We start from the raw sequence: 23,232 nt of genomic DNA on the forward strand, positions 1-23,232 counted from the left end.
CGTTGCACTATTAGTACAAGCCGTAACGCCATGCCAAACTTCAGCATTTCGGCGCAACTCCAAGTTAGAACGCACGTTCACTGCACCGTTATCCATATCGCCCCGTTATATAATCTTCGGTTTGTTTTTTGTCCGGCATGGTAAACAGCGTATCGCTGTCTGCATATTCTATTAGCCTGCCCTGATGGAAAAAGGCGGTATAGTCGCTAACCCGAGCTGCTTGCTGCATGTTGTGCGTCACAATAATAATGGTGCATTGCTTTTTTAATGCGTCCATTAGCTCTTCAATAAAAAGTGTGGTTAGTGGGTCAAGGGCTGAGGTCGGTTCATCAAGAAGCAGAATGTCGGGCTTTAATGCCAATGCTCTTGCAATAACTAAACGCTGTTGCTGACCGCCAGATAAAACATGGGCAGATTCAAATAAACGATCTTTAACTTCGTCCCATAACGCAGCCTGTTTTAGTGCGCTTTCTACCGCATCGTCTAAGTGTCGTCGAATTTTCACACCCTGAAGCTTAAGCCCATAACACACGTTCTCATAGATGCTCATGGGAAAGGGATTGGGGCGCTGAAATACCATGCCTACATTTGTTCTTAGGCGTGACACATTTATTTTACGACTATTGATGTTTTGACCATCAATAATAATTTCACCATTGTATTTGCAGCCGTCATACAAATCATTAAGGCGGTTGAAACAGCTTATCAGTGTGGATTTGCCGCAGCCACTTTGACCAATCAACGCGGTTATTTTGTTTTTGGGGATCCGCATGCTGATGTCATTTAACACATGCTTATTGCCAAACCACAGGTTTAGGTTTTTAACCTCTACCGCAGTTTGCTCTTCACTAATATCGTTTACGTTTAGCGTATTGTGTTCAAACAACTTCAACATGTTACTAGACCTGTATTATCCTTTGAGATAGCGTTTACGAAGGCGCGCTCTAAGTACAACTGCCAGAATATTTAATACAAAAACTACTACCAGTAATAGTAAGCAGGCGGCGAACATCATACTTGCGCTTTTTCCATCGGTCTGGCTGTGAAACGCTCCGTCATAGATAAGCACGCCCAAGTGCATAAACTGCCTATCAAGATGAAGATAGGGAAACTCACCATCTATTGGTAACGTTGGCGCAAACTTGACCGCACCAACTAACATAAGTGGCGCTACTTCACCTGCCGCCCTCGCAATCGCCAGAATTACGCCAGTCATAATCCCCGGAGACGCGATAGGCAATACGGTACGTACTATAGTCTCAATTTTAGTTGCCCCTAACGCGTAACTGCCCGCTTTCAATCCTTCCGGCACTCTGCGCAAGCCTTCTTCAGTCGCCACTATCACCACAGGTAAGGTCAAAATAGCCATGGTTAAGGCAGCCCAAAATACGCCTGGGCTTCCCATGGTTGGCGCTGGCAATGTGTCACTAAACAATAGCTCATCAATACTGCCGCCTAAGGTATAAACAAAGAAACCAAGTCCAAACACGCCGTAAACAATAGAAGGCACCCCTGCCATATTGCTTACACTTACACGAATAATGGTGGTCAGTGCCGTGTTAGGCGCATATTCACTCAGGTAAATAGCGGCCAACACCCCAAAGGGCGTTACGATGATGGTCATTAAGAACACCATGAGTACAGTGCCAAACAACGCGGGGAATACGCCGCCGGAGGTATTTGCTTGCTTAGGCGAATCAGTTAAAAACACGCCTATTTCTGAAAACACTACCTGCCACTTTTCCATTGTGCTTAAGCGACTTACAAAGTCCACATCTTGAATACTAGAAATAGGGATAACAAATGGCGTACCGTCTGCAAAACTTACCAGCAAGGTGTACTCAGCCCGCGTCACCTCTAACGCTTCAACACGCTTTTGATATTCATTAAATGACGCGACCAAACGCTCTCTTGCTGGTGCGTCTGCCACCACGTTACGTTTATCAAATTGAGACAGCGCTTCGTGAATAGGCGCAAGATGACGCGTATTGAGATCTTCAATTTGCGCACTGATCTGGGCAACTTCCTCTATGACAGCATCAATTTTGTCTAGGGTCTGTGGCGGTTTAGAAGGGACTACAATATATTCGGGAATAGCCAACACGCGCCTGCCATCCAATAATTTGATGTCTGCGCTGTTTTTCGCGAGCAATGTGCTAGATAAGTTTTCTCGCGATAATTGAATTTGAAAGCCATAAGGATGCTGAGTATCTGAGTAATTCAGGGTCACATCCTCATTTGAGGGGTCGTCAAATACATTGGCGAGTACTGAGAACGCCGTACCGTCTTGATGTGTACCATTTACGGTATAGATAGGTTCAGGCCAAAAATAAGCCGTCCCGCGAAAGCTTATTAACAAGAGTACGCTCACCAGTGCGATAAGCAGCAAGCTAGTGAAAAAGGCCGTTAAGCTGATAACCAGCGACTGGCGCTGAACTGCGCTTAATCCAAACATTGTTCGATTAACCATAATACGCCCTACTTCTTATATGCTGGCGCAGTAGCTCTGCTATGGTGTTTACCAAAAAAGTAAATAAGAACAAAATGCACGCGGTAAAAAATAAAATTTGATAGTGCGCGGATGATACATCGGCCTCTGGTAGTTCGATTGCCAAGTTGGCAGTAAGTGCTCGCAAACCCTCAATCAAGCCCCAACTGGAGATTGGTGTATTTCCTGTAACCATTAGAACAATCATGGTTTCACCAAACGCACGGCCAAAACCTAGCATTATCGCGGCAACGATTCCCGGCAGTGCAACGTGCAGCACAACGTGGAGCAAGGTCTGTAAGCGAGTTGCGCCCAGCGCAAACGAAGCATGTTTTAGGTCGTTTGGAACGCCGTTAATGGCATCTTCAGCTAAAGAATAAATACTCGGTGAAATAGCCACACCTAACGCAAGCGCTACCACTATGGTGGTTTTACCAATGGGACTATTCGATTCAGATGCAAGTAGCGTAAACCCGTCCACTCCCATCACCGAGAAAATAAGCGCGGGCGCATACTCCACGCTTATAAAACCTAAAAAGAACACACCACCTATAGCAAAGAGTAGTTCTGCACCATGCCTTAGTTTTTTAGGTAGGTACTCCGCAATAGGGCGTTGCACCAAAGCAACAACTATAAGCACAAAAGGAATCACGATAAGGAAAAAGGCAAAGGAAAACAAAAACTGCTCGGCTTTCGGCGACAGCCAAATGGCCGCGATAAACCCGATTAACACGCTGGGTATGGCTTCTAATAGCTCAATAGCCGGTTTTATAATGTTGCGCAGACGGCTTTTGGCGAAAAATGCGGTGTATATAGCGGCGCCGATGGCAACAGGTATTGCAATTAGCAGTGCCAAAAGAGAAGCTTTGATGCTGCCTATCAAAAGCGGCGTTAAGCTAAATTTAGCCTCCTGAAAATCGGAAGCACTGGTGGTTTGCCACACCGTTTCTTCTGCACCGTAACCCTCATAATGTTGCGGCTCAAACAGCGATGCCCACGTGGTAATGCCGCTTAAATGCTTCCCTTCCCATACTGACAGTGTATTGCCTGAGTAGCCGTAAAGCTTATTACCATACCAGGTGATATTCTCGGCGGTACGCTCAATTTGTTGCGACGCCACTACATCACCTGATACGCGGTTTACCAACAGTACCCGTGCTTTATCGGTTAGCACAGCCACTAGATTCATACTGGCATGTTCTGCTACGTCTCTTACTATCTCTCCTGGAAGCGCTATTTGGTAGGTTGGTTTAAATGTGAGGCCTTTTTCACTTTTACTCAGCACCCAGCGAGTCAGTGTCTGCGTTTTTGTATTCGTTAAAAAGAAAGTGCGGTCTTTAGCGAGAGGAAAAACGATGTTCTCATCTAACGATGCATCAATACCACTTATTATGGGTAGAAGTGACGCCCCTTTATCGCTGAGCCGGTTAAGGTAAAGCGCATCTTCAATTTGAAGCAGCACACTCTCGCTACCAGGCAGCAGCACCAACCTATCTACATTGTAAAACTGTTTGTCTACCACCTGGGTGGGACGAAGCCGATTCACCCAACGAATGAAAACACTGTTACTTTTTGAGATAGACACCACAGCCCATTTGGAAGACAGAGCCATATTCCAGCTGTCACGCTCTCGCCATTTTTCTTTAGGTAATGCAAACGTAATATTATTGGACAACGTAGCTTGGGGCGCGCTCGTTGCAATATCAACCGCTGTGCTGTCGCCCATGTTGAACGATCTAACCGGCAAGACCCTCACTTGAGCATTGGGCGATACATCAACAATATAGTTCTCTCCCATCACGCTATGGGCTGACAACCTATGCTCACAAGGTCGAATGTAATCGTGATTACTCTCCAAACTATCGCCTTTAAGCAACTTTAAACCTAATCTACAGTCAGACTTTCTAACCAGCAGCGGCTGGCTATTAATGATGTCACCGGCGCTGATAATTTCCTCGTTGTCTTGGGTTTTAAAGCTTGAAAGGTGTTGTAAGCTAGGGGTGTATGCCAAAGGCAGGGCTTGGCTTATTAAGTGGGTGATAAGAATAACTAACGTCAACAAAACAAGGCCGCCAAAGCCCGTCACTACATAGCGTGACCACCTATCGCTGCGCTGGCGCTTTTTGTTTGTGCTGTTGCTGTCGAAAGTCATGCGGCTGCTTAGTAATTCTTATTTTCGAAATTCTTCATTTTTAAGAAGAATAACCCTAAATTGCACTGGTGAGCAGTGTAAGTTTTGTTATGCTAATAGCAAGTGAAAGTTTATGGCATTACCTTCGCGCAACCTACTCTGCGCCTATGGTATTACCCAACAGGAAGACGATCAAAGTTTTTCTCTACACGCCCAATAAGGAGCACTGCATGCAATCATTAGTAATCAGCATCATGGGTAAAGACAAGCCGGGTTTGGTAGACGCGCTGGCTAAATGTGTATACAAGCACGAAGGCAACTGGCAAGGGTCGAGCTTTGCGCATATGGCAGGTATGTTCACAGGCTTTGTAGAAGTTCATGTTTCAGATGAGAACAAGCAGAACTTAATCGATGCGCTAGATGCCATTAAAGATTTGTCGGTGCAGTCAGTGGCGGTAGCGAGTAGCGAAAATAACAACACCACTAAGTTGACGGTTGATGTTATGGGCAATGACAAAACTGGCATCGTTCAAGAACTCACTTCCGTGTTAAATCAGTTCAACTTGAATATTCTTACCTTTGCTTCGCATTGTGAAAGCGCACCCAATTGGGGCAGCCTGATATTCAAAGCAAAAGCAGAAATTGCAGTTCCAGAAGACTTCGACGATGGCGCATTGCAAGATGCTCTGGAATCGTTAGCTAACGATTTAGTGGTAGATATAACCGCGAAGCGATAGTAACAAGCGCGTATTGGTATTTGCCGCGTAAACATTGCGCATAACAAATACAAAATTACGACATCGAAAGGTAACGGAATTACCGCAACGCAATGCGTGTACATATGCACCAGGATACGTGTTGTCACAGTAGTGTCACTGACTGATGGCAGTCTTTGACCATTTTTATGAACGTGAATTGAGACATTATGGATAACGACGTTTTATATTATCCCAAAGAGCTAAGCTGGCTTGCGTTTAACGAACGCGTATTGCAAGAAGCCGCAGATAAAAACAACCCCGCCGTTGAGCGAATTCGCTTTCTTGGTATTTACTCAAATAACCTAGATGAGTTTTATCGCGTGCGCGCTGCTGATGTGAAGCGACAAATTACCATTGCACAGAACGACGGCAACGAAGAAGAAGCTGAACGCCAAACCGCGCTTATGGCACAGATCCAAAAAAAGGTGGTACAGCTTTCTGAGAAGTTCGACCAAATTCATAAGGACGTTGTAAAATCCCTAGCGCGTTACAATATTCACATTCTTCGAAAAGATGATTTAGACGATTATCAAAAGCAGTGGGTACGCAACTTTTTCGTTAATAAAGTACTGCGTCACATTGCGCCTATCTTGATTGATAAGAAGACCGACTTACTTAGCCGATTGAACGGCACGTCAGTGTATTTATATGTTGCGCTCAGAAGAAAAGACCGCAACCCTAAATTTGCGGTTATTCAGGTTCCTACTTCTGAAATGTCGCGCTTTATGCTGATCCCTCCGCAAAAAAGCCGTAAGAAAAAGAGCATTGTTATGCTCGATGACATGATTCAGCTGTGTATTGAAGACATTTTCCGCGGTTTCGTGAAGTTCGACGAAATTGAAGCATTCTCGTTTAAAATGACGCGTGATGCGGAATATTCTATTAACGAGGAAATTGACGAAAGCTTCGTTGAAAAAATGTCTGAGAGTATGAAACAGCGCCTTATCGCAGAGCCTGTACGTGTTATTTACGACACTAACATGCCTGAGGACATGAAATCTGACCTGCGCAAACGTCTTAAGATTACGAAGCTGGATACCATGCACGCTGCTGGGCACTACCGTAACTTTAAAGACTTTATTGGCTTCCCGAATGTTGGCCGAGAATATTTAGAGCATACGCCGCTGCCTGCTATCGATAGCAAGGCTTTCTCCAAGTACAACACCGTTTTCGATGCCATTACTGCACGGGACATATTGTTGTACTACCCGTACCACCGCTTCCTGCACTTCACCGAGTTTTTGCGTCAGGCAGCTTTCGACCCGAATGTTAAAACCATACGCATCAACATTTATCGTGTTGCCAGTAATTCACGCATTGTGAATTCATTGATTGACGCAGTAGACAACGGCAAGAAAGTAACCGTTGTGGTAGAACTTCGCGCACGGTTTGACGAAGAGGCCAACATTGAATGGTCTAAACGCATGACTGATGCGGGTATACGAGTAGTATTGGGTGTACCTACACTTAAAATTCACTCTAAGCTGTGTATTGTAACGCGTGAAGAACGAGGCAGCATGGTGAACTATGCGCACTTCGGTACAGGTAACTTCAACGAGAAAACGGCGAAGATTTATACCGATTACAGCTTATTTACCCGTAATCAAGAATTGGCAGACGAAGGCGTGGCGGTATTCGATCTTATTCAATACCCATACAGACGCTATAAATTTCAGCACCTTCAAATATCGCCGTTAAACGCCCGGACCAAAATTCAGTCGTTAATTCGTCAGGAAATTCAGCATTTAAACCAAGGTCAGAAAGCGCAAATCACTTTCAAGATTAACAACTTGGTTGATAAAGAACTTATTGACGATTTGTACCGGGCAAGTCAGGCTGGGGTTAAAATTCGCGGCATTGTTCGCGGCATGTGCTCACTGAATCCGGGCATTAAAGGCATTAGCGAGAACATCGAAATTATCTCTATTGTTGACCGTTTCCTTGAACACCCTCGCGTAATGATTTTTGAGGGCGGTGGCGAAAGAAAAGTGTATATCTCATCTGCCGACTGGATGACCCGTAATATGGACAACCGCATTGAAGTGGGCTGCCCTGTTTACGATAAAGGGCTCCAACAGCGCATTGTTGATATAATGGAGCTACAATTTAAAGACACCCTGAAAGCACGAGTGATTGACAAGGATCAGAGCAACAAGTACGTTCGCAGGGGAAATCGTAAAAAGCTTCGCTCGCAAATAGAGATTTACGACTATTTGAAGAAGCTAGAAGACACTTTGTAGGAAAGATAATCAGTACATGACCCAGCACGAATCAGTTTTTAACGACGTGGAAACCCGCGACGTAAGTAAAGTAGCGGCACTAGACATAGGCTCTAACAGTTTTCACCTAGTCGTAGCACGCATTGTTGCCGGGTCTGTGCAAATACTGCATAGAGTTAAACAAAAAGTGCGCTTGGCCGAAGGTCTCAACGAAGACGACATTTTGTCTGATGAGGCGATGGAACGCGGCCTAGCCATGCTGAAAGTCGTTGCGGAGAGCCTTAAAGGCTTTGAGCCTGACTCTGTGAGAATTGTTGCTACGCATACCCTGCGTAAAGCACGTAATGCCCGCAACTTTATCAGCGCAGCAAAAGATATCCTTCCCTACCCTATTGAAGTGATTTCGGGCGTAGAAGAAGCGCGTCTTATTTACTCAGGCGTAGCGCATACTAACCATTCGGACGGCCAACAGCTGGTTATTGATATTGGCGGTGGTTCAACCGAATTCGTTATTGGCGAAGGGTTTACACCCTTACTTTGCCGTAGCCTCCAAATGGGCTGCGTGAGCTATACAAAACGCTTTTTCCCAGACGGAGAGCTTAAACCTAAAGCCTTTGAACGAGCCATTACCGCTGCACAGCAAGAACTTGAGTTAATAGACAACAAATATCGCAGACTGGGTTGGGTTCAGTGTATCGGAACATCGGGTACCATTCGTTCGCTGTTTACACTTTGCCAGCAAGACCGTCCTAACGGACACGATATTCCTGTCACGCTCAAAAGCTTGCGCAACTTAATGAAGCAGTTTGTTAGTGCTGGCCATGTCGACAAGTTAAGCTACCCAGATTTAAGTGAAGATCGCCGTGTCGTTATCGCGGGCGGCCTCGCTATTCTCATTGCCATTTTTAAAGCTCTCGAAATCGAGGGATTGGTATACTCGCCAGCCGCCTTGCGCGAAGGCGTGCTTTATCAAATGGAAGACGAGCTTCATCATGCTGATATTCGAGGCAGAACGGCGAGTAGTCTTGCTACACGCTACGATGTAGACACTTCCCAAGCTACCATGGTGCTTAACACAACACTTTCACTTTTCAACGAAGTAGAAAAAGTATGGAAGCTGAAAGGTCGTGACTTTAAAAGTATGCTTGGCTGGGCAGCATTGCTCCATGAAGTCGGTATGCAGATTAATTCGCGGGGCATTCAAAAACACAGCGCCTATATTCTTGGCAATGTAGACATGCCCGGATTTACTCAGGAACAGCAATTACTGCTAGCCACACTGGTGCGCTTCCATAGAAAGAAAATTCGCACCAATGAGCTTCCCACGTTTAATCTTTTCGATGAGCAGTCGGTAAAACACTTAATTGCGTTACTGCGTTTAGGCGTATTGCTTAATATAAAACGCCAGGAAGGCTTCGTACCTGACCTGGTGGTAAACGTAGAAAAGAATGAACTTACCATTACCTTCCCCGATGGCTGGTTAGACGAGAAACCTATAATCTCTGCTGATTTACTGCGAGAAAGCCATTACTGGAAAGCGCTTGATCTAAAACTATCTGTTGTTCCTGATATTGAGCAACTACACCCTACTGTGGTTTAAACAGACGGTTTAAAGCGAGCATGCTCTCTATCTTAAAGGCGAATGGTGAGTATGCGCGAATACTAAAAAAATGGGGCCTTGAGCCGATTGAGTCGGTGCATTAGCCCCGTTTAGTCTCAGCACTCTAATTATTTAGCTTCAACTTGCGTATTTTGTGACTGCGCGCTGTCGTATTTTTTAAACCACGCCAGAATATTTTCAACCTTACCAATCATTCTAGAAGGCTTGGAAGCAATCCCGTGCGGCGATTCGGGTACTCTCACCAGCACGCTATCGACCTTTTGAATCTTTAATGCTTGATAAAACTGTTCCGTTTCAGACATTGGTGTGCGCTTATCGTCTACACCCGTGATCAGCATGGTGGGGGTAGTAATGTTTCCTACTAGCGATAGCGGCGAGCGCTTCCAGTAATGTTCTACGTTATCCCAAGGTTTACCGGGAAATTGGAAAGGAATTTGATATAGACCTGAATCGGCAGACAGTACTTTTGATAGCCAGTTAATAACGGGTTTGGCAACCACGGCCGCTTTAAACCGGTTAGTGAGGCCAATAGCATAGGCTGATGCAATGCCGCCTGCTGAGCCGCCAGTAATGAACAAGCGATTGGGGTCAGCGATGCCTTTTTCAATCAGCGCATCTACCCCGGACATATGATCTGAGAAGTCATATTCCGAGCTGTATTTTCCCTGAAGTAGCAATGCAAAGCGCTCGCCATAACCTGTACTACCTCTGTGATTGTCATAAAACACCACGTAGCCTTCTGCAGCCATGCGCTGCAGTTCAGCCGTAAACACAGGGCCATAAGCGAGATTAGGTCCGCCGTGAATTTCTAAGATAAGCGGATACGTTTTCGAGCTGTCGTAGTTTGGCGGCAGAATGTACCACCCCTGAATTTCTTCACCATCAATAGAAGACGAATAGACAATTTCTTTTACCTCACCGAGCTGTTTATGACCAAGAACGTCTTCATTGAGCGCTGTAAGCTGTCGCTCGTTTCGCGTTGTGACATACAGATCAGCGGGGCGATCGGTACGTCCTTTGGTGTAAGCCACTACATCACCGACAGCGTGATAAGTGCCAAATACGTAAGGTCGTCCTAACGTGGTGCCTCCTAAGCCCCTTGCTACCGCTTTCACACTGCCCGATAGCGATACCACATCTACCTGCGCTAAACCGCGAACCGACTGCTGAAAATAAACGTGCTTATTATCTTTCCAGTGAAAGTTAGACACTGAATTATCAACGTCTTTTGTTAAGTTTTTGGCATCTGTACCGTCACTTTTCATCACGTACAAATAGCTATTTTTATACATCACCTTTTCGTCATCTCGACGAGCGTAAGCTATGTACTTTCCATCAGGCGATACGACAGGCGATGATTCGAGGCCTTTGTCGTTGGTAAGTTGCTCGATATTTCCCATCATATCCACAGAGAAGATATCCCCCTCTACAGGCTCATATTCCCAATTGTCACTGCGGTTGGCAGAGAAATAGATTTTGTCGCTATCAGGAGAGAAACTTAAGCGCCCATTGTGGTGATAATTACCTGAAGTGAGCTGTCGTGCTGTGCCCCCATCGGAAGGAACAATAAAAACATGGGTGTAAGCGGGTTCAAGAATACCGCGACCATCTGCTTGATAGCGAGCTTTGGTAATATATTGAAAGCTAGGAGACCACTTTGCTCCGTCAGGCTTTTTAGGCATCTTAACGTCTAGTGGCTTTTCCTTGGCATCTACGCTCATGGTAAAGGCAATATGCTTACCGTCTGGTGACCATGTGATGTTGCTAGGACTTGAGGTGACATTCGTAACGAGTGCCGTTTGCCCTGTATCCATCCAACGCACATACAGTTGTGGTTTACCTTCTTCATTAGAAAGGTAAGCCAACCGGCTACCGTCTGGAGACCAGCGAATAGAGTAATAATTTTTTTTCGAAGAAAGTAAGGGACGGTTTGATTTACCATCTACCGAGGCAAGCCAAACATTGGCGCGGCTACTGTCAGACATGATGTCGTTTGAACGACGTACATACGCGATATGTTTACCGTTTGGAGACACCTGAACTTCACTCACGTATTCCAGATTAAAAATATCTTCCGATTTAAAATAGTGTTCAGAGTCGGTAGAAAAAGATTCGGTTTCATTGCTCGCAAGCACTGTGGCTGGCATAGCTAGCGCGCCCACGCTAAATAGCGCAGCCCACATCGCATACCGTTTTTTGACTGACGGGTACCTGTGATTTCTAGTAAAAGACATATCTCACCTTAATTATTCGTTTTTATCCGATCATTTTTATGGGGTGATCACTTTGCCGTGATGCATTTAACTTTCCCATACTACTGAATTAATTCTGGCAATGAAGATTAAACGTCGAGCGACATCATCTAGGCGATTAAGCGCATAAGCCTGCTTTTGAACTTAGCCGAATGGTTAGTTGCGTGCTGACAGTTAGGTGCTAAGTTTTAAGTAAGGCTTGAAGGTATTCCCCATGAATAATCCGCACGGCGAATTTGAATGTAGCGTAAGCGGTCAACTGCTGCTTTTCTCAGCAAGGGGCCCGTGGAACGATGAAACCATGCGAAATGGCGTGGTTAAATTGTCTTCCGACATTTCGAAATTTGAACAAGGCACCAAGTGGGCACAAGTAAGCTGTCTTTACGGTGAAAGCCTGATGCCCCCTTCCACCTTTGATATTTTTGTAAAGCAAACCCGGGTAAGAAAAACCCGCGGCCTGTCGTTTCTTGCCGTGGTGATACTAGATACCGATATTATGCTTACAACTAAGCATCAAATTTCTCAGTGCTACGACGCTGCCGAGGTTCCTTATGGCTTCTACGATACGGTAGAAAATGCATTGCAAGCTATGACAGAAATGGGCTATGAATTTGATAGTGAAGAAGCTGAACGCTTTTTTAACCGTTTTAACTTTACGCAGTAAAAGCGAGGACAAAAATGCATTTTGCTAGTATCGAAAGTTAAGATAAGAATTCGACACCAGTTTCTGACAAAGGCAAATATAAAAGGAGAGCTAAAGCTCTCCTTATTGTTTTAAGACTGCCACCCGCCTCCGAGTGCCTGATACAAATCGACCAGTGCGGCCATTTGCTGCTGACGAGTTTCTATAAACTCGCTACGCGCTTCCAGTGCTTCTCGCTGTGCAAGCAGCACCTCTAAATATTCACCATGAGCCGACGAGAAAAGCCTATTGGCAATATCAATCGACTGTTCGAGTGAAGCAATTTGATGACGCCTTGCTTCAGCACTTTTCTCCAAATTATCGAGCTTCGATAAACTGTTTGTTACTTCAGCTACCGCCGTTAAAACGGTCAGTTCATATTCGTAAGCCGCTTCAATTTGTTCGGCGCTGGCATTTTGGTAAACCGCTTCAATCGCCCTGCGGTTTATTAATGGCGCAAAAACATCACCAGATAATGAATATGCCAATGACTCAGGCACATTAAACAAGTAGCGACTATCAAACGCCGATAAACCTAACCCTGCTTTTAGCTCAAAAGAAGGGTAGAAGTTAGCTTTAGCCACATCGATATTTAACTCTGCCGCCTGAAGCGTGAGTGCAGCTTGTTTTATATCCGGGCGATTGTCTAATAGCGCAGAGGGTACACCCACCTGCGGGCTAATGATTTCAGCACTAAGTAACACATCACTGTTCCTTTTAATAGGTTGTGGAGTGCGCCCCAACAACAGATTAAGCGTGTTCTCTTTTTCAAGAATTTCCTGCTCAATCAAGTAACGCTCGCTCTCGTTTTTCTTCACTTCCGCGTTAAAGCGCGCAACGGGTAGCGATGACGCTCGCCCGTATTCTTTCAACGCATTAATAGTGTGAATAACATTGCGCTGTAGCGAAATGGTTGAGTCGAGGTTTTCTAGCTTGTTATCTAACGCCAGTAGTTCATAGTAAGTACGCGCAACTTCAGATACTAACTGGGTAACGAAAAAGTTCTTACTTTCAACCGACGCCAAGTATTCAAGCGAGGCCACTTTAGATGCATCTCTCAGCTTATGCCAAACGTCAATTTCCCACGACGCATTAAGGCCTAGCTTTAAGTTTGCCAGCGGGTCGGGAAATTCTTTATCCTCCTTGATATTTAACTGTTCTTCTACTGCGCCTTCCCGGGTATATTCGCCTACCTTTTCGGTTTCAGCGGCTACCCCCGCAGAGAGTCGAGGCAAATATTCCCCCTCCCGTGCGTACACTTCATTCGACGCCATATTAATGCGCTGAATTAATATAGACACCTCTTGGTTGTTCTTAACCGCAGTTTCCACCAGCGCAGAAAGTGTAGGATCGTTAAACCACTCACTCCATTGAATATTTGCTTGCGTACTCTCGTTAGCCCCTTGACCAGCCTGAGTATCCACTTGCGAGACTTTCGCATTAAATTGCTCTGGCAAATCCAGGTTAGGGTTTCGCGTTTCAATGGTAGGGATAGCACATGCCTGAACTAACAACGCACTACTAAGCGCTAACCACAACGGCTTATAGGTAAATCGCTTTTTATTTGTCATCGCTTAGCACCTCATCGTTATAGTGGTAAGTTTCAGTAAGGGGAACGTGATCTTCGTTTTTGATCAATGACTTACCTTCTTCAAATTTGGCGAACAAGTAGTAAAGCCCAGGAATAACCAGCACACCAAAAATAGTGCCGAACAAGGTACCGCCTAAGGCAGAAGCACCAATAGTTCTATTTCCCACTGCGCCAGCCCCCGTTGCAATAACAAGCGGAATTAACCCTGCTACAAACGAGAACGATGTCATTAGGATTGGACGGAAGCGCTGTTTGGCCGCTTCAACAGCTGCGTCAGCAATCGATAAGCCCTGCTGATTTTTTTGCACTGCGTATTCCACAATAAGCACGGCATTTTTACCGAGTAAACCAACCAGCATAACTAAGCCGAGCTGCGCATAAACATCGTTGGCCAGCCCCATACCTTTTAAAAACAGGAATGAGCCGAGAATACCGGTAGGTAGTGAAAGAATAACCGCAAAAGGTAGAAGCAGACTCTCGTACTGTGATGCCAGTACGATATATACAAACAACAATACTACAGCAAAGATAACGATGGCTTCATTGCCTCGTTTAGCCTCGTCAAATGACAGGCCTTCCCAACCTATGTCGTATCCTTTTGGCAAGGTGGCAGCCGCTACTTCTTCAACCGCTTTTATCGCTTGCGCCGAGGTATACCCTGCTGCAGGCTCTGCACGAATTGCTGCCGAGGTATAAAGGTTGTAGCGCGTAATTTCATTAGGGCCTTGGGTTTTAATCAGCTTCATAAAGGCCGAGTAAGGCACCATTTCACCCTCTTCGTTTTTCACGTAGTAATCCAATAAGTCACTGGGATAACGACGATATTCTGGCGCACTTTGTGTGTACACTTTGAAGAAGTTATTAAAACGCGTGAAACCTTGCTCGTAAGTACTACCGATAAGAATATTCAAATTCTCCATGGCCGCGCCAATAGATACCCCTTTCTGCATTGCAGCTTGGTTATCTATCTCAATTTTATATTGAGGATAATCGGCCGCGTAAAACGTGAATAAACCTTTTAGCTCATCACGTTTACCGAGCTCTTCCATGAAGGCTTTGTTGATTTGGTCGAACTCTTGATAGTCGGTAGTATTGGTTTTATCGAGTAAACGAAATGATAACCCCGACGACGCGCCATAACCCGGCACAACAGGCGGTTCGAAATACTCAATCACTGCACCTAAGTGGTGTGTTTTGGCTTCCAGCTCTTCAATAATGTCACGTACCGACTGTTCGCGATTAGCCCAGTCTTTAAGGTTAATCAAGCAGGTACCCGCGTTTGAACCTCGACCTTCCGTAAGGATTTCATAGCCAGCAAGCGAAGACACCGAGGAGACGCCTTCAACGTCCAGCGCCAAGCTTTGCAGCTCTCGCGCTACTGTATTCGTTGCTTCAAGGGTACTGCCTGGCGGTGTTTGAATAATGGCATAGATTTGCCCTTGGTCTTCACCGGGAATAAAGCCTGTAGGTAATGCCTGATTAACGCCAAAGGTACTTACCACAAAGCCCGCAAGCAGCACTACAGTAACACTGCGGCGCGTAACGATAGCTTTGATAATGCCTGTATAGCGACCGGTTAATTTATTGAAATAGTAATTAAACCCGTCAATTACTTTGCTTAACGGGGTCGCTTTTTTAGTGTGTGAATGGGGGTTTTTAAGCAACATTGCACACAGCACTGGGGTTAATGACAGCGCCACAATACACGAGATAACAATTGACGATGACATGGTAATAGAGAACTGGCGATAGAAGACACCTACCGGGCCCGTCATAAAAATAAGGGGCACAAAAACCGCCGTCATCACCAGTGTAATCGCAATAATAGCTCCCCCCATTTCGCCCAGTACTTGTTGGGTCGCCATATAAGGGGTTAGGCTGGCGCTCTCTTCCATTTTTGCGTGAACGGCCTCCACGATAACAATAGCGTTATCCACCACAATCCCTATCGCTAACACTAGCGCGAACAGGGTAATAAGGTTAATGTTCACTCCTGTGGCCTGCATGCAGAAAAATGTTCCCACCAGTGAAACTGGCACAGCTAGAAGCGGGATCAATGTGGAGCGCCAGTCACCTAGAAAGATGAATACCACCAAAGAAACCAAAATAAAGGCTTCAAACAGGGTATGCAGCACCTGCTCTATAGAGGCATCGAGAAACTTAGAAACATCGTAGTTGATTTCGTACTTCATGCCTTCTGGGAACGTTTTCTCCAGTTCAGCCATAGTGGCTTTCACCTGAGCAATCACCTCGTTGGCACTGCTTCCATAGTTCTGCTTTAGCACTATCGCAGCGGAAGGATACCCGTCTTTGTTTGAGTAAATATCGAAAAATTCACTACTTAACTCAACATCAGCAATGTCACCTAATTTGAGCAAGCGACCGTCGGAGTCGGCGCGAATAATTATATTTTTATATTCTTCAGGCTCGTCATAACGTCCCTCGTAAATAAGCACGTATTCCTTTGATTGAGCGGTAATGCCTGAGCTTCTGCCAAGTCGTCCCGGGCGTCCTATCAAGCTTTGCTCGTCTATCGATTCCATGATCTCATCCACGGAAACATTGTAAGCACGCATGCGATCAGGCTTTAACCAAATTCGCATGGCGTACTGACGGCTTCCCAATATTTTTGCACTGGCAATACCGTTTACCCGCTGTATCTCGGGGATAAGGTTGATATTAGAATAGTTGTACAAAAACTTTTCATCCGCAGTTTCGTCCGTGCTATAAACGTTTATGTACATCAACATGCTGGGCTGAACCCGCTCTAGTACCACCCCTTCTAACTGCACGAGCTGGGGCAGACGGTTCATGATCTGATCAAGCCGCGTTTTTACATTGATCAGCGCTTGATTCGGATCCACATCTAAATCGAAGATAACTTGAATAGTAGCTTCACCCGCGCTCGTCGCATCAGACACGATGTATTTCATGCCCGGCACACCGTTGATTGAACGCTCAATAGTAACCAGCGATGATTTCACCAGTACATCAGCACTCGAACCGGGATATGCCAGAGAAATAAGCACCCGCGGCGGAGCAATATCGGGAAACTGTGACGTGGGTAGGCTAAATACCGACAACACGCCCAAAAATATAATCATCAGCGATAGCATGATGGCCATCACTGGACGTTTAATGAAAACTCCAAACATAGCGCCCCCTTATTCTGCGTGCAGTGACAGTTCAGCTAATGTGTCGCTGGCTGAAATAAGTTCAGGCTCTATCTCATCGCCGTTCGAGACTCTTCGCAGTCCTTCAATCAAAATAGTGTCGCTCGGCGCTAGGCCGTCTGAAACCAGATAAATGTTAGGGAGTTCTGCAGCGATATTAATGTGGCGGGTTGCTAACTTGTTCTCGCTATCCAGCACATACACAAAGCTTTGATCGAGAATTTCGAATGTGGCCTTCTGAGGAATAACCAGCGCATCTGGATAGGCAATATCCACCATGACATTTCCGGTCTGCCCATGTCTTAGCAGCTGGTCTGGGTTAGGGAAAGACGCACGCATTTCTATGGTACCGGTATGATTATCAAAATCGGCTTCAATGGCATCTATCACCCCTTGGTGCTCGTAAATACTGCCATCGGCAAGCTTTAATCGCACTGGCGTTTGTTTGTTTGACGGGTTGTTTTGCGCGTATTTCAAATACTCAGATTCAGGTACATTGAAATACACCCACATGGTGCTGATATCAGATAGCGTGGTAAGCAACTCACCCTCATCAAGCAGACTTCCCGTTCGAGCTTCCAGTCGGTCCATTTTGCCTGTGAACGGCGCTTTGACATCTGTGAATGCTAAGTGAGTCTTTGCCAGTTCAACTTCAGCCTGTGCTTTTTGAAGCTGCGCTTCAATCACGGCGAGTTCGTTAGGAGAAACAATGTTTTGCTCAACAAGCGACTTTGTATTTTTGTACTCCATCTCGACTGCTTTAGCCTCAGCTTCAGCGCGGTGTAGTTCAGCTTCATACACGTTCGGCATTATTTTAAACATGGGCTGACCACGTTCTACCGTTTGTCCCTCATCAACAAAGGTCGATTGAAGATAGCCTTTTTCCATAGCTCTAACTTCAATATGTTGAATGGCACGTATCTGACTGACGTACTCTTTTACCAGCGTTGTGTCTTGTACGATGGGATGAGTAACGTTGAATTGAAGTTTTTCGTGATGCGCAGCATGTTCTTCATGACCACACCCACCTAATAGTGCGGTAACAATGCTTACTGCAAGAAGTGCTTTTTTGCTCATAATGTAAATTCGTAATAAAAGGCTAATCGTGACGTGCCTCGTAAAAAGGCTGCACGCCACTAGCGCGCGTTCAGCAATAAAATTCAGTGCTGAAAATTAAGCGCGCAAAAACATCCAGCGAAAAGGGCTGGCGCTATGTAATGAATATCGAATTAAGGTGTTTCTAGGTAAGCAGCTAACTGCTAAGCCTAAGAAACTAAGCAATAGGCGGCGCTCGTGTTAACGGCGTTGCGTGGTTAAGGGATGTTTTGAAATGCCAGCGCGGACGTGGCTTTGCGGTTTCAGTGAAGGAGTCCGTAAGGTAATCCAGCACAACATATTGTGGTGGAGCGGGCTCTTCCGGAGCACTTTCCTCTGTATCAAACTCGAAGGAATATTCGGAAATAGAAGCATCGAAATGATGCTTGAACGTGATGGGCTTGTAATCCTGTTTGAGTCCAGATAAGCAAGTAAACAACAACGCTATTAATGCGTATATAGTGTACTGCTTCATGTACTGCTGATTATGCACCGGTTAATATTCCAAAAATTCAAATATATAAGGAAAATTGCGGCGCTATGCTACACAGCCAACCACGCTTTGACAAGAACCAGTATTGCCACTAAACGCAGGCAATAACCGGTTGCACGTATTTGTTACAAACAAACTCAGAATTCCTGAGTGTGGCAGTGTACGTCATATCTTTTTACAGCAAGCAATAGCGCATTTTAACAGCACGTATTTTTAAGAGGCCTTTTTGAAAGTCACAGAAAAAGAGATGTGGTTGTGATCCAACTTATAAACCGACACGTCTGCTCCAATCGCACCGCACAATGCACTTACTATTGATAGCCCTAGGCCAAAGTTGTCTTCTGACGTACGTGATGCATCCTTTTGCCACAAGGGTTCAAACATATGTCTTAAGTCACTTTCATCAATTTCAGTATGCGTTGTATTTGTCACTTCTATTTGGGCCTGCCCTGATTGCGTTTTGCCTATATACACGCTGATCGGCTCACAATGCTTTCCATGCTCGATAGCGTTGTCTAACAAGTTGCTAAATATAGACTCCACCGCAATTCGGTTAGAGTGAATAACCACGTCGCTCCTTTCTTTCGCAACCACATTAATATTATCTACCGCTTTGCTTGCGACAACTTGATCAACGAGCTCTTTAATATTAATAAGGTCGCTTAATTGAGTCTGCTTAGCACTGTGCTTTTGGATTAACATCAAACCGGAAATGATGTTTTTCATTCGCATCCCAATGCGAAGAATCTGCGGTTTAAAATCTTTTTCGAGTCGCTCCTCTCCTGGAAACTTCATGGCTACTTCCGCCAGATTGATAAGTTCGGAAACTGGCGTTTTAAGTTCGTGAGCAATGTCAGAGGTAAGTCTTTTCTCTCTAAGGTATAGGGCGTAGTTATCGTTTATAAAATGGTTCAAGCTGCTGACGATTGGCTCTAGTTCTGAAACGTTTGTAGAGAATGCTTCGTGCTTGTCTGTGGCAGTAAACCTTAGAGTTCTTATATTGTTGTTTAATGCATCAAGTGGTGCCAACGCGTAAGACACCGTGTTGCGCACGACGAATCTTACCATTAACGGAATTACAATAAGCGCCACTAAAAATGCGATATCGATAAACCAAAGAGTAAAATTCAACAGTTCAGTGGAGGTTGCGTATGCGATAACCATGGGGTCGCGCTGCTCTTCGCCTCTGACGCTATAGAATGCTTCGCGGTCTTCAGAGTCAATTTGAGGCACGTATTTGGTGTGAATAATACGCCCGGAACGACCATCTGGCAGCGTAATGTCGTTAATCACCGCCTCGTTTAAACTTAAGTTTTCAAACGGCAGCTCGTCGACAGTGTACAGTGCAAGGGATTCCGACTTTTCGAAAACCTGCCCTTTGTACCACAATTGAAAGTATTCTGGAGAAGAAGCACCCTCGAACTCAGGGAAATACTCGCCGGCAAACTCAAACTCAACGCCGTCTAAATCTTCATTGACTAAGCTTTGAAGCATGCCAACTTTGGCTTTTAGACCTTGGTTAAATTCTCTTTGGACCCAGGTGTCAACTCCGATATCTGCGGCGAGTAAAACGACAATCACCAGCAAAGAAATAGTGATAGAAAGGCGTCGCGTTAAGGTTTTACGTATTGACTTCATCGCCTTCCACCACGACGTAGCCAAATCCTCGCTTACTTTTAATGGGGAGTGTAGCGCCACACGCCCTTACTTTTTTTCGCGCTGAAGAGAGGTGCGCTTCAATTGCATTTTTTGAGATATGGTCATAACTACCGGAAATAAATTCACTTAATTTTTCTGATGTGACGACCTTGCCTTTGTTTAGGAACATGCACTCTACTATGCGATATTCATTCGGCGTTAAACTAATCGCCTGCTCTCCAAATAAAAAAGACTTGGCCTGAATATCCAATATCAATCCATTAATAGTAATTTGATCGTTAATACAGTTTGTTACGCCCCGTCTCATCAAACTGAGAAGTCGCGCTGACAACTCTTCAAATGAAAAAGGCTTAGATAGATAATCATCAGCGCCTGCTAACAAGCCTTCAACTTTCTCTTCAGGTTCGGCACGTGCAGACAAAATGAGCACCTTGGTCTCTACCCGTCTTTTTCTTAGCGTTTTCAAGATAGCCATCCCGTCGAGTTCTGGCAGCATGCGGTCTAATACAATAATGTCGTAGCTACCAAGAAGCGCCATACTCAAACCATCGGGCCCTGTGGCAGCTAAATCAACTGAATGGCCAAGTTTTTCTAGACCTAAGCTCAGGCTATTTCTCAAAGACAATGAATCTTCTATAAGGAGTATTCTCATGTTTCATTGGTCGATTTTTATTCCTCGCTAAGGTTATGATCTCAATCTTAAGATAAACTGAAGGCGAGAATAATATTGAATTAATTAACGATAGAAAGTGACGACCTAGGAAGCTTTTTGTGCAACTGCACGCCGTTTCTCTATGTATAACAAGTAGTTGCAATGGGAAACCATCTGGAATTGTTGGTTCTAGATAAAAATTGCCATTAACGCTAATCCCAAAGTTTTGCTTAAGCTTTATTTAAGTTTTGAAAGTTATCTTGTGCTGCAAGTAGTACACAAGAGAACTGACTTTGAAATTTCCACGTTCGTTAAATTTAAACCCTTCATTAGCCAATTTTGTTTTTATTGCATCAGTCTTAATAACGCTGGTTTTCAACTTCCCTTTTATTTCAAATGTCTATCACGCTGTGTCGCCAACTACAGTAGGCCAGTGGATATTTTTTCTGTCCGTTCCATTGTTGCTTACCTTTTTCAATATCATCGCCCTTAGCCTATTAGGCGCCATTCTTTTGCCAAGATTGACAGTGGCAGTGACACTGTTAGTCAGTTCACTTCTTTTATACGGTACGGTCGCTTACGGCGTGATATTTGATAAGAGTATGATTCAAAATGTGATGGAGACCAATTCTGGTGAAGCATTTGCCTATCTAAACTCAACGCTTTTACTCTTTTTCTTCTTGTTAGGATTGGTACCCGTTGTTGCCGTCTTTAATCAGGAAATTAATGGAAAATTAGTTGCTAGAGTTAAGCACTTACTTAAGCTCAACGTATTAGCAGTGGTTGGAATAATCGTTATCGCTGCCGGCCTCTATAAAGACTATGCTGCGGTGGGTAGAAATAATAAAGATTTGGCCAAGTATATTATCCCTTATGCATTTTACGATTCTGGCTACAAATATCTCAGAGACACCTACTTTTATCCGCCACTTCCTTACAAGGTACTGGACAAGACACCTTCTATAATAAATAGAAAAAACGCTTTGCCTTCTACGACTGTACTGGTTGTTGGAGAAACAGCAAGGGCAGACAAGTTTGCCAGTAATGGCTATAGCAGAAACACCACGCCCTTTATGAACGACATAGGCGCGGTAAGTTTCAACGACGTGACCTCATGCGGGACCGCTACTGCGGTGTCAGTACCCTGTATGTTTTCTCGACTTTCAAGGCAAAGCTATGATGTTCGCATTGCGGAAAGTCAGGATAATGTGCTTGATATCATACATCGGGCTGGCGCTGATGTGACATGGATAGACAACAATAGTAGCTGCAAGGGGGTGTGCAAAAGAGTTGAAACTATTGCATTTGACCCATCCCGAGACCCTAGTTTATGTGACGGTGATTTTTGCTACGATGTTTTACTCAACGAGCTTTTGAAGGACGTTTTGTCATCACCTGCGACAACTAACAGGGTTATTGTTCTTCATATGATAGGCTCTCACGGCCCTACCTACTATCGAAGATACCCCGCTGAATTTGCCAAATTCTCTCCCGACTGTCCTAGAAGTGATATTCAAAACTGTGATTCGCAGGCGCTTATCAACACGTATGACAATACCATTGCGTACACTGACTATGTACTTGGAGAGATTGTTAATACACTAAAAAACGTGCCAAACGCTTCCATGCTATACCTGTCTGACCACGGTGAATCTTTGGGTGAAAAAGGACTCTATCTACATGGATTCCCTTATCAAATTGCACCGCAAGAACAGACTCACATTCCTATGCTTTTTTGGGCGTCGAAGTTTGAAGATTCAGGCTACCGAAATTGTATTAAAAACCTGGCCAACCACCCTTACTCTCAAGACAACTTGTTTGACACGTTACTTGGTTTATCAAGTGTAAAGAGTATTACTTACCAACCTACTATGGATATCTTTAAACAATGCGAAGCCTAAATGAATCAAACCCTGTGGTTAGTACCACCTCGCACTTCGACCCAAGTAACAAACCAAAAGGCCTGCGTCGAGTATTTAAGGCTCTAAAGAATTCACTTCGAGCATTTAGCTGGCTTACTAAGAACGAAGCTGCATTTAAACAAGAACTCAGTCTAGCCGCTGTGGCATTCGTGGTTCTTGTTTTTTGGTCAATTCCTTTTCTTGAACGTGCAATTTTAATGTCTTCCATTTTTTTCATTTTATTTGCGGAAATCATCAATACCGCCATTGAAGTCACCGTCGACAGAATAGGTACGGAGTTTCATGCCCTATCAGGGTTAGCAAAAGACTTAGCATCAGCAGGCGTTTTTCTATCCATCGTTATTGCCTGTGTGTTGTGGGCGGGCGTATTTTATAGCCACATGTAAAAGTATTAGTGAAGACCTTAATTCCCCAGAGGCATCCCTTTAACAAGGTTATAAAGATGAGCTTATTAAGTTGAAGGTGTCACAATACTTCAAAAGAACTCATAACGAAA

16 protein-coding genes are annotated in these 23,232 nt (G+C 44.7%); 6 read left to right on the plus strand and 10 right to left on the minus strand.

From position 1 onward, the window contains the following. Positions 1-88: 88 nt before the first annotated feature. The 3 genes from pstB to BGK61_RS02825 are packed head-to-tail and all read right to left on the minus strand — an operon-like array spanning position 89 to position 4,640. Positions 89-895 (minus strand): phosphate ABC transporter ATP-binding protein PstB, encoded by an 807-nt coding sequence (gene pstB, locus BGK61_RS02815; RefSeq protein WP_076011278.1) that lies wholly within the window; start codon positions 893-895, stop codon positions 89-91. Between the two features lie 15 nt (positions 896-910). Further along, positions 911-2,470 (minus strand): phosphate ABC transporter permease PstA, encoded by a 1,560-nt coding sequence (gene pstA, locus BGK61_RS02820; protein WP_076011279.1) that lies wholly within the window; start codon positions 2,468-2,470, stop codon positions 911-913. Next, positions 2,463-4,640 carry an ABC transporter permease subunit gene (locus BGK61_RS02825; RefSeq protein ID WP_076011280.1) on the minus strand — a complete coding sequence of 726 codons (2,178 nt, stop codon included), beginning with the start codon at positions 4,638-4,640 and terminating at the stop codon, positions 2,463-2,465. Before BGK61_RS02825 ends, pstA begins: the two co-directional genes overlap by 8 nt. A 209-nt stretch (positions 4,641-4,849) precedes the next feature. On the opposite strand from BGK61_RS02825, the gene BGK61_RS02830 reads away from it, so the two are divergent. The 3 genes from BGK61_RS02830 to ppx all read left to right on the plus strand — a co-directional run bounded on the left by BGK61_RS02830 (position 4,850) and on the right by ppx (position 9,196). After that, positions 4,850-5,356: a glycine cleavage system transcriptional repressor gene (locus BGK61_RS02830; protein WP_014997439.1), complete on the plus strand. Its 507-nt coding sequence runs from the start codon at positions 4,850-4,852 to the stop codon at positions 5,354-5,356. Between the two features lie 188 nt (positions 5,357-5,544). Then, the gene (gene ppk1, locus BGK61_RS02835) at positions 5,545-7,617 is read left to right on the plus strand and encodes a polyphosphate kinase 1 (RefSeq protein WP_076011281.1); all 2,073 of its coding nucleotides are present in this window, start codon (positions 5,545-5,547) and stop codon (positions 7,615-7,617) included. Positions 7,618-7,633: 16 nt separating this feature from the next. Continuing rightward, entirely contained in the window at positions 7,634-9,196 is a 1,563-nt protein-coding gene (gene ppx, locus BGK61_RS02840) for an exopolyphosphatase (protein ID WP_014997437.1), read from the plus strand. Between the two features lie 128 nt (positions 9,197-9,324). Here the strand turns inward: ppx and BGK61_RS02845 are convergent, their stop codons facing one another. Further along, positions 9,325-11,451: a S9 family peptidase gene (locus BGK61_RS02845; RefSeq protein WP_076011282.1), complete on the minus strand. Its 2,127-nt coding sequence runs from the start codon at positions 11,449-11,451 to the stop codon at positions 9,325-9,327. A 232-nt stretch (positions 11,452-11,683) separates the two neighbouring features. Here BGK61_RS02845 and BGK61_RS02850 point away from each other — a divergent pair, with 232 nt between their 5' ends. After that, a complete protein-coding gene (locus BGK61_RS02850) occupies positions 11,684-12,133 on the plus strand; it encodes a hypothetical protein (RefSeq protein ID WP_076011283.1) in 450 nt (149 codons plus the stop codon). A 110-nt stretch (positions 12,134-12,243) separates the two neighbouring features. Here BGK61_RS02850 and BGK61_RS02855 read toward each other — a convergent pair whose 3' ends face one another. The 6 genes from BGK61_RS02855 to BGK61_RS02880 form a co-directional block, all read right to left on the minus strand. Continuing rightward, positions 12,244-13,722 carry a TolC family protein gene (locus tag BGK61_RS02855; protein WP_076011284.1) on the minus strand — a complete coding sequence of 493 codons (1,479 nt, stop codon included), beginning with the start codon at positions 13,720-13,722 and terminating at the stop codon, positions 12,244-12,246. Beyond that, the gene (locus BGK61_RS02860) at positions 13,712-16,897 is read right to left on the minus strand and encodes an efflux RND transporter permease subunit (RefSeq protein WP_076011285.1); all 3,186 of its coding nucleotides are present in this window, start codon (positions 16,895-16,897) and stop codon (positions 13,712-13,714) included. The genes BGK61_RS02855 and BGK61_RS02860 overlap by 11 nt, the downstream gene beginning before the upstream one ends. Before the next feature lie 9 nt (positions 16,898-16,906). Then, positions 16,907-17,992 carry an efflux RND transporter periplasmic adaptor subunit gene (locus BGK61_RS02865; RefSeq protein WP_076011286.1) on the minus strand — a complete coding sequence of 362 codons (1,086 nt, stop codon included), beginning with the start codon at positions 17,990-17,992 and terminating at the stop codon, positions 16,907-16,909. Between the two features lie 196 nt (positions 17,993-18,188). Further along, positions 18,189-18,485 (minus strand): hypothetical protein, encoded by a 297-nt coding sequence (locus tag BGK61_RS02870; RefSeq protein WP_076011298.1) that lies wholly within the window; start codon positions 18,483-18,485, stop codon positions 18,189-18,191. 231 nt (positions 18,486-18,716) lie between these two features. Beyond that, on the minus strand, positions 18,717-20,141 hold the full coding sequence (locus BGK61_RS02875) for a sensor histidine kinase (protein ID WP_076011287.1): 1,425 nt from the start codon (positions 20,139-20,141) through the stop codon (positions 18,717-18,719). Next, a complete protein-coding gene (locus BGK61_RS02880; protein WP_014997429.1) occupies positions 20,125-20,814 on the minus strand; it encodes a response regulator transcription factor in 690 nt (229 codons plus the stop codon). Before BGK61_RS02880 ends, BGK61_RS02875 begins: the two co-directional genes overlap by 17 nt. Positions 20,815-21,107: 293 nt before the next feature. Between BGK61_RS02880 and BGK61_RS02885 the strand changes: the two genes are divergently transcribed. After that, positions 21,108-22,715 (plus strand): phosphoethanolamine transferase, encoded by a 1,608-nt coding sequence (locus tag BGK61_RS02885; RefSeq protein WP_076011288.1) that lies wholly within the window; start codon positions 21,108-21,110, stop codon positions 22,713-22,715. Continuing rightward, positions 22,703-23,122: a diacylglycerol kinase gene (locus BGK61_RS02890; RefSeq protein ID WP_076011289.1), complete on the plus strand. Its 420-nt coding sequence runs from the start codon at positions 22,703-22,705 to the stop codon at positions 23,120-23,122. Before BGK61_RS02885 ends, BGK61_RS02890 begins: the two co-directional genes overlap by 13 nt. Positions 23,123-23,232: the final 110 nt, after the last annotated feature.

It is taken from the genome of Alteromonas abrolhosensis, from assembly GCF_001953635.1.
GTDB lineage: Bacteria > Pseudomonadota > Gammaproteobacteria > Enterobacterales > Alteromonadaceae > Alteromonas > Alteromonas abrolhosensis.

Bases quoted from the DNA above. Each gene is read 5' to 3' on its own strand.
- BGK61_RS02850 (WP_076011283.1), top strand. From the start codon at position 11,684: ATGAATAATCCGCACGGCGAATTTGAATGTAGCGTAAGCGGTCAACTG.
- BGK61_RS02880 (WP_014997429.1), bottom strand. From the start codon at position 20,814: ATGAGAATACTCCTTATAGAAGATTCATTGTCTTTGAGAAATAGCCTG.
- BGK61_RS02865 (WP_076011286.1), bottom strand. From the start codon at position 17,992: ATGAGCAAAAAAGCACTTCTTGCAGTAAGCATTGTTACCGCACTATTA.
- BGK61_RS02870 (WP_076011298.1), bottom strand. From the start codon at position 18,485: ATGAAGCAGTACACTATATACGCATTAATAGCGTTGTTGTTTACTTGC.
- BGK61_RS02875 (WP_076011287.1), bottom strand. From the start codon at position 20,141: ATGAAGTCAATACGTAAAACCTTAACGCGACGCCTTTCTATCACTATT.
- pstA (WP_076011279.1), bottom strand. From the start codon at position 2,470: ATGGTTAATCGAACAATGTTTGGATTAAGCGCAGTTCAGCGCCAGTCG.
- BGK61_RS02855 (WP_076011284.1), bottom strand. From the start codon at position 13,722: ATGACAAATAAAAAGCGATTTACCTATAAGCCGTTGTGGTTAGCGCTT.
- BGK61_RS02860 (WP_076011285.1), bottom strand. From the start codon at position 16,897: ATGTTTGGAGTTTTCATTAAACGTCCAGTGATGGCCATCATGCTATCG.
- ppk1 (WP_076011281.1), top strand. From the start codon at position 5,545: ATGGATAACGACGTTTTATATTATCCCAAAGAGCTAAGCTGGCTTGCG.
- ppx (WP_014997437.1), top strand. From the start codon at position 7,634: ATGACCCAGCACGAATCAGTTTTTAACGACGTGGAAACCCGCGACGTA.
- BGK61_RS02825 (WP_076011280.1), bottom strand. From the start codon at position 4,640: ATGACTTTCGACAGCAACAGCACAAACAAAAAGCGCCAGCGCAGCGAT.
- BGK61_RS02830 (WP_014997439.1), top strand. From the start codon at position 4,850: ATGCAATCATTAGTAATCAGCATCATGGGTAAAGACAAGCCGGGTTTG.
- BGK61_RS02890 (WP_076011289.1), top strand. From the start codon at position 22,703: ATGCGAAGCCTAAATGAATCAAACCCTGTGGTTAGTACCACCTCGCAC.
- BGK61_RS02845 (WP_076011282.1), bottom strand. From the start codon at position 11,451: ATGTCTTTTACTAGAAATCACAGGTACCCGTCAGTCAAAAAACGGTAT.
- pstB (WP_076011278.1), bottom strand. From the start codon at position 895: ATGTTGAAGTTGTTTGAACACAATACGCTAAACGTAAACGATATTAGT.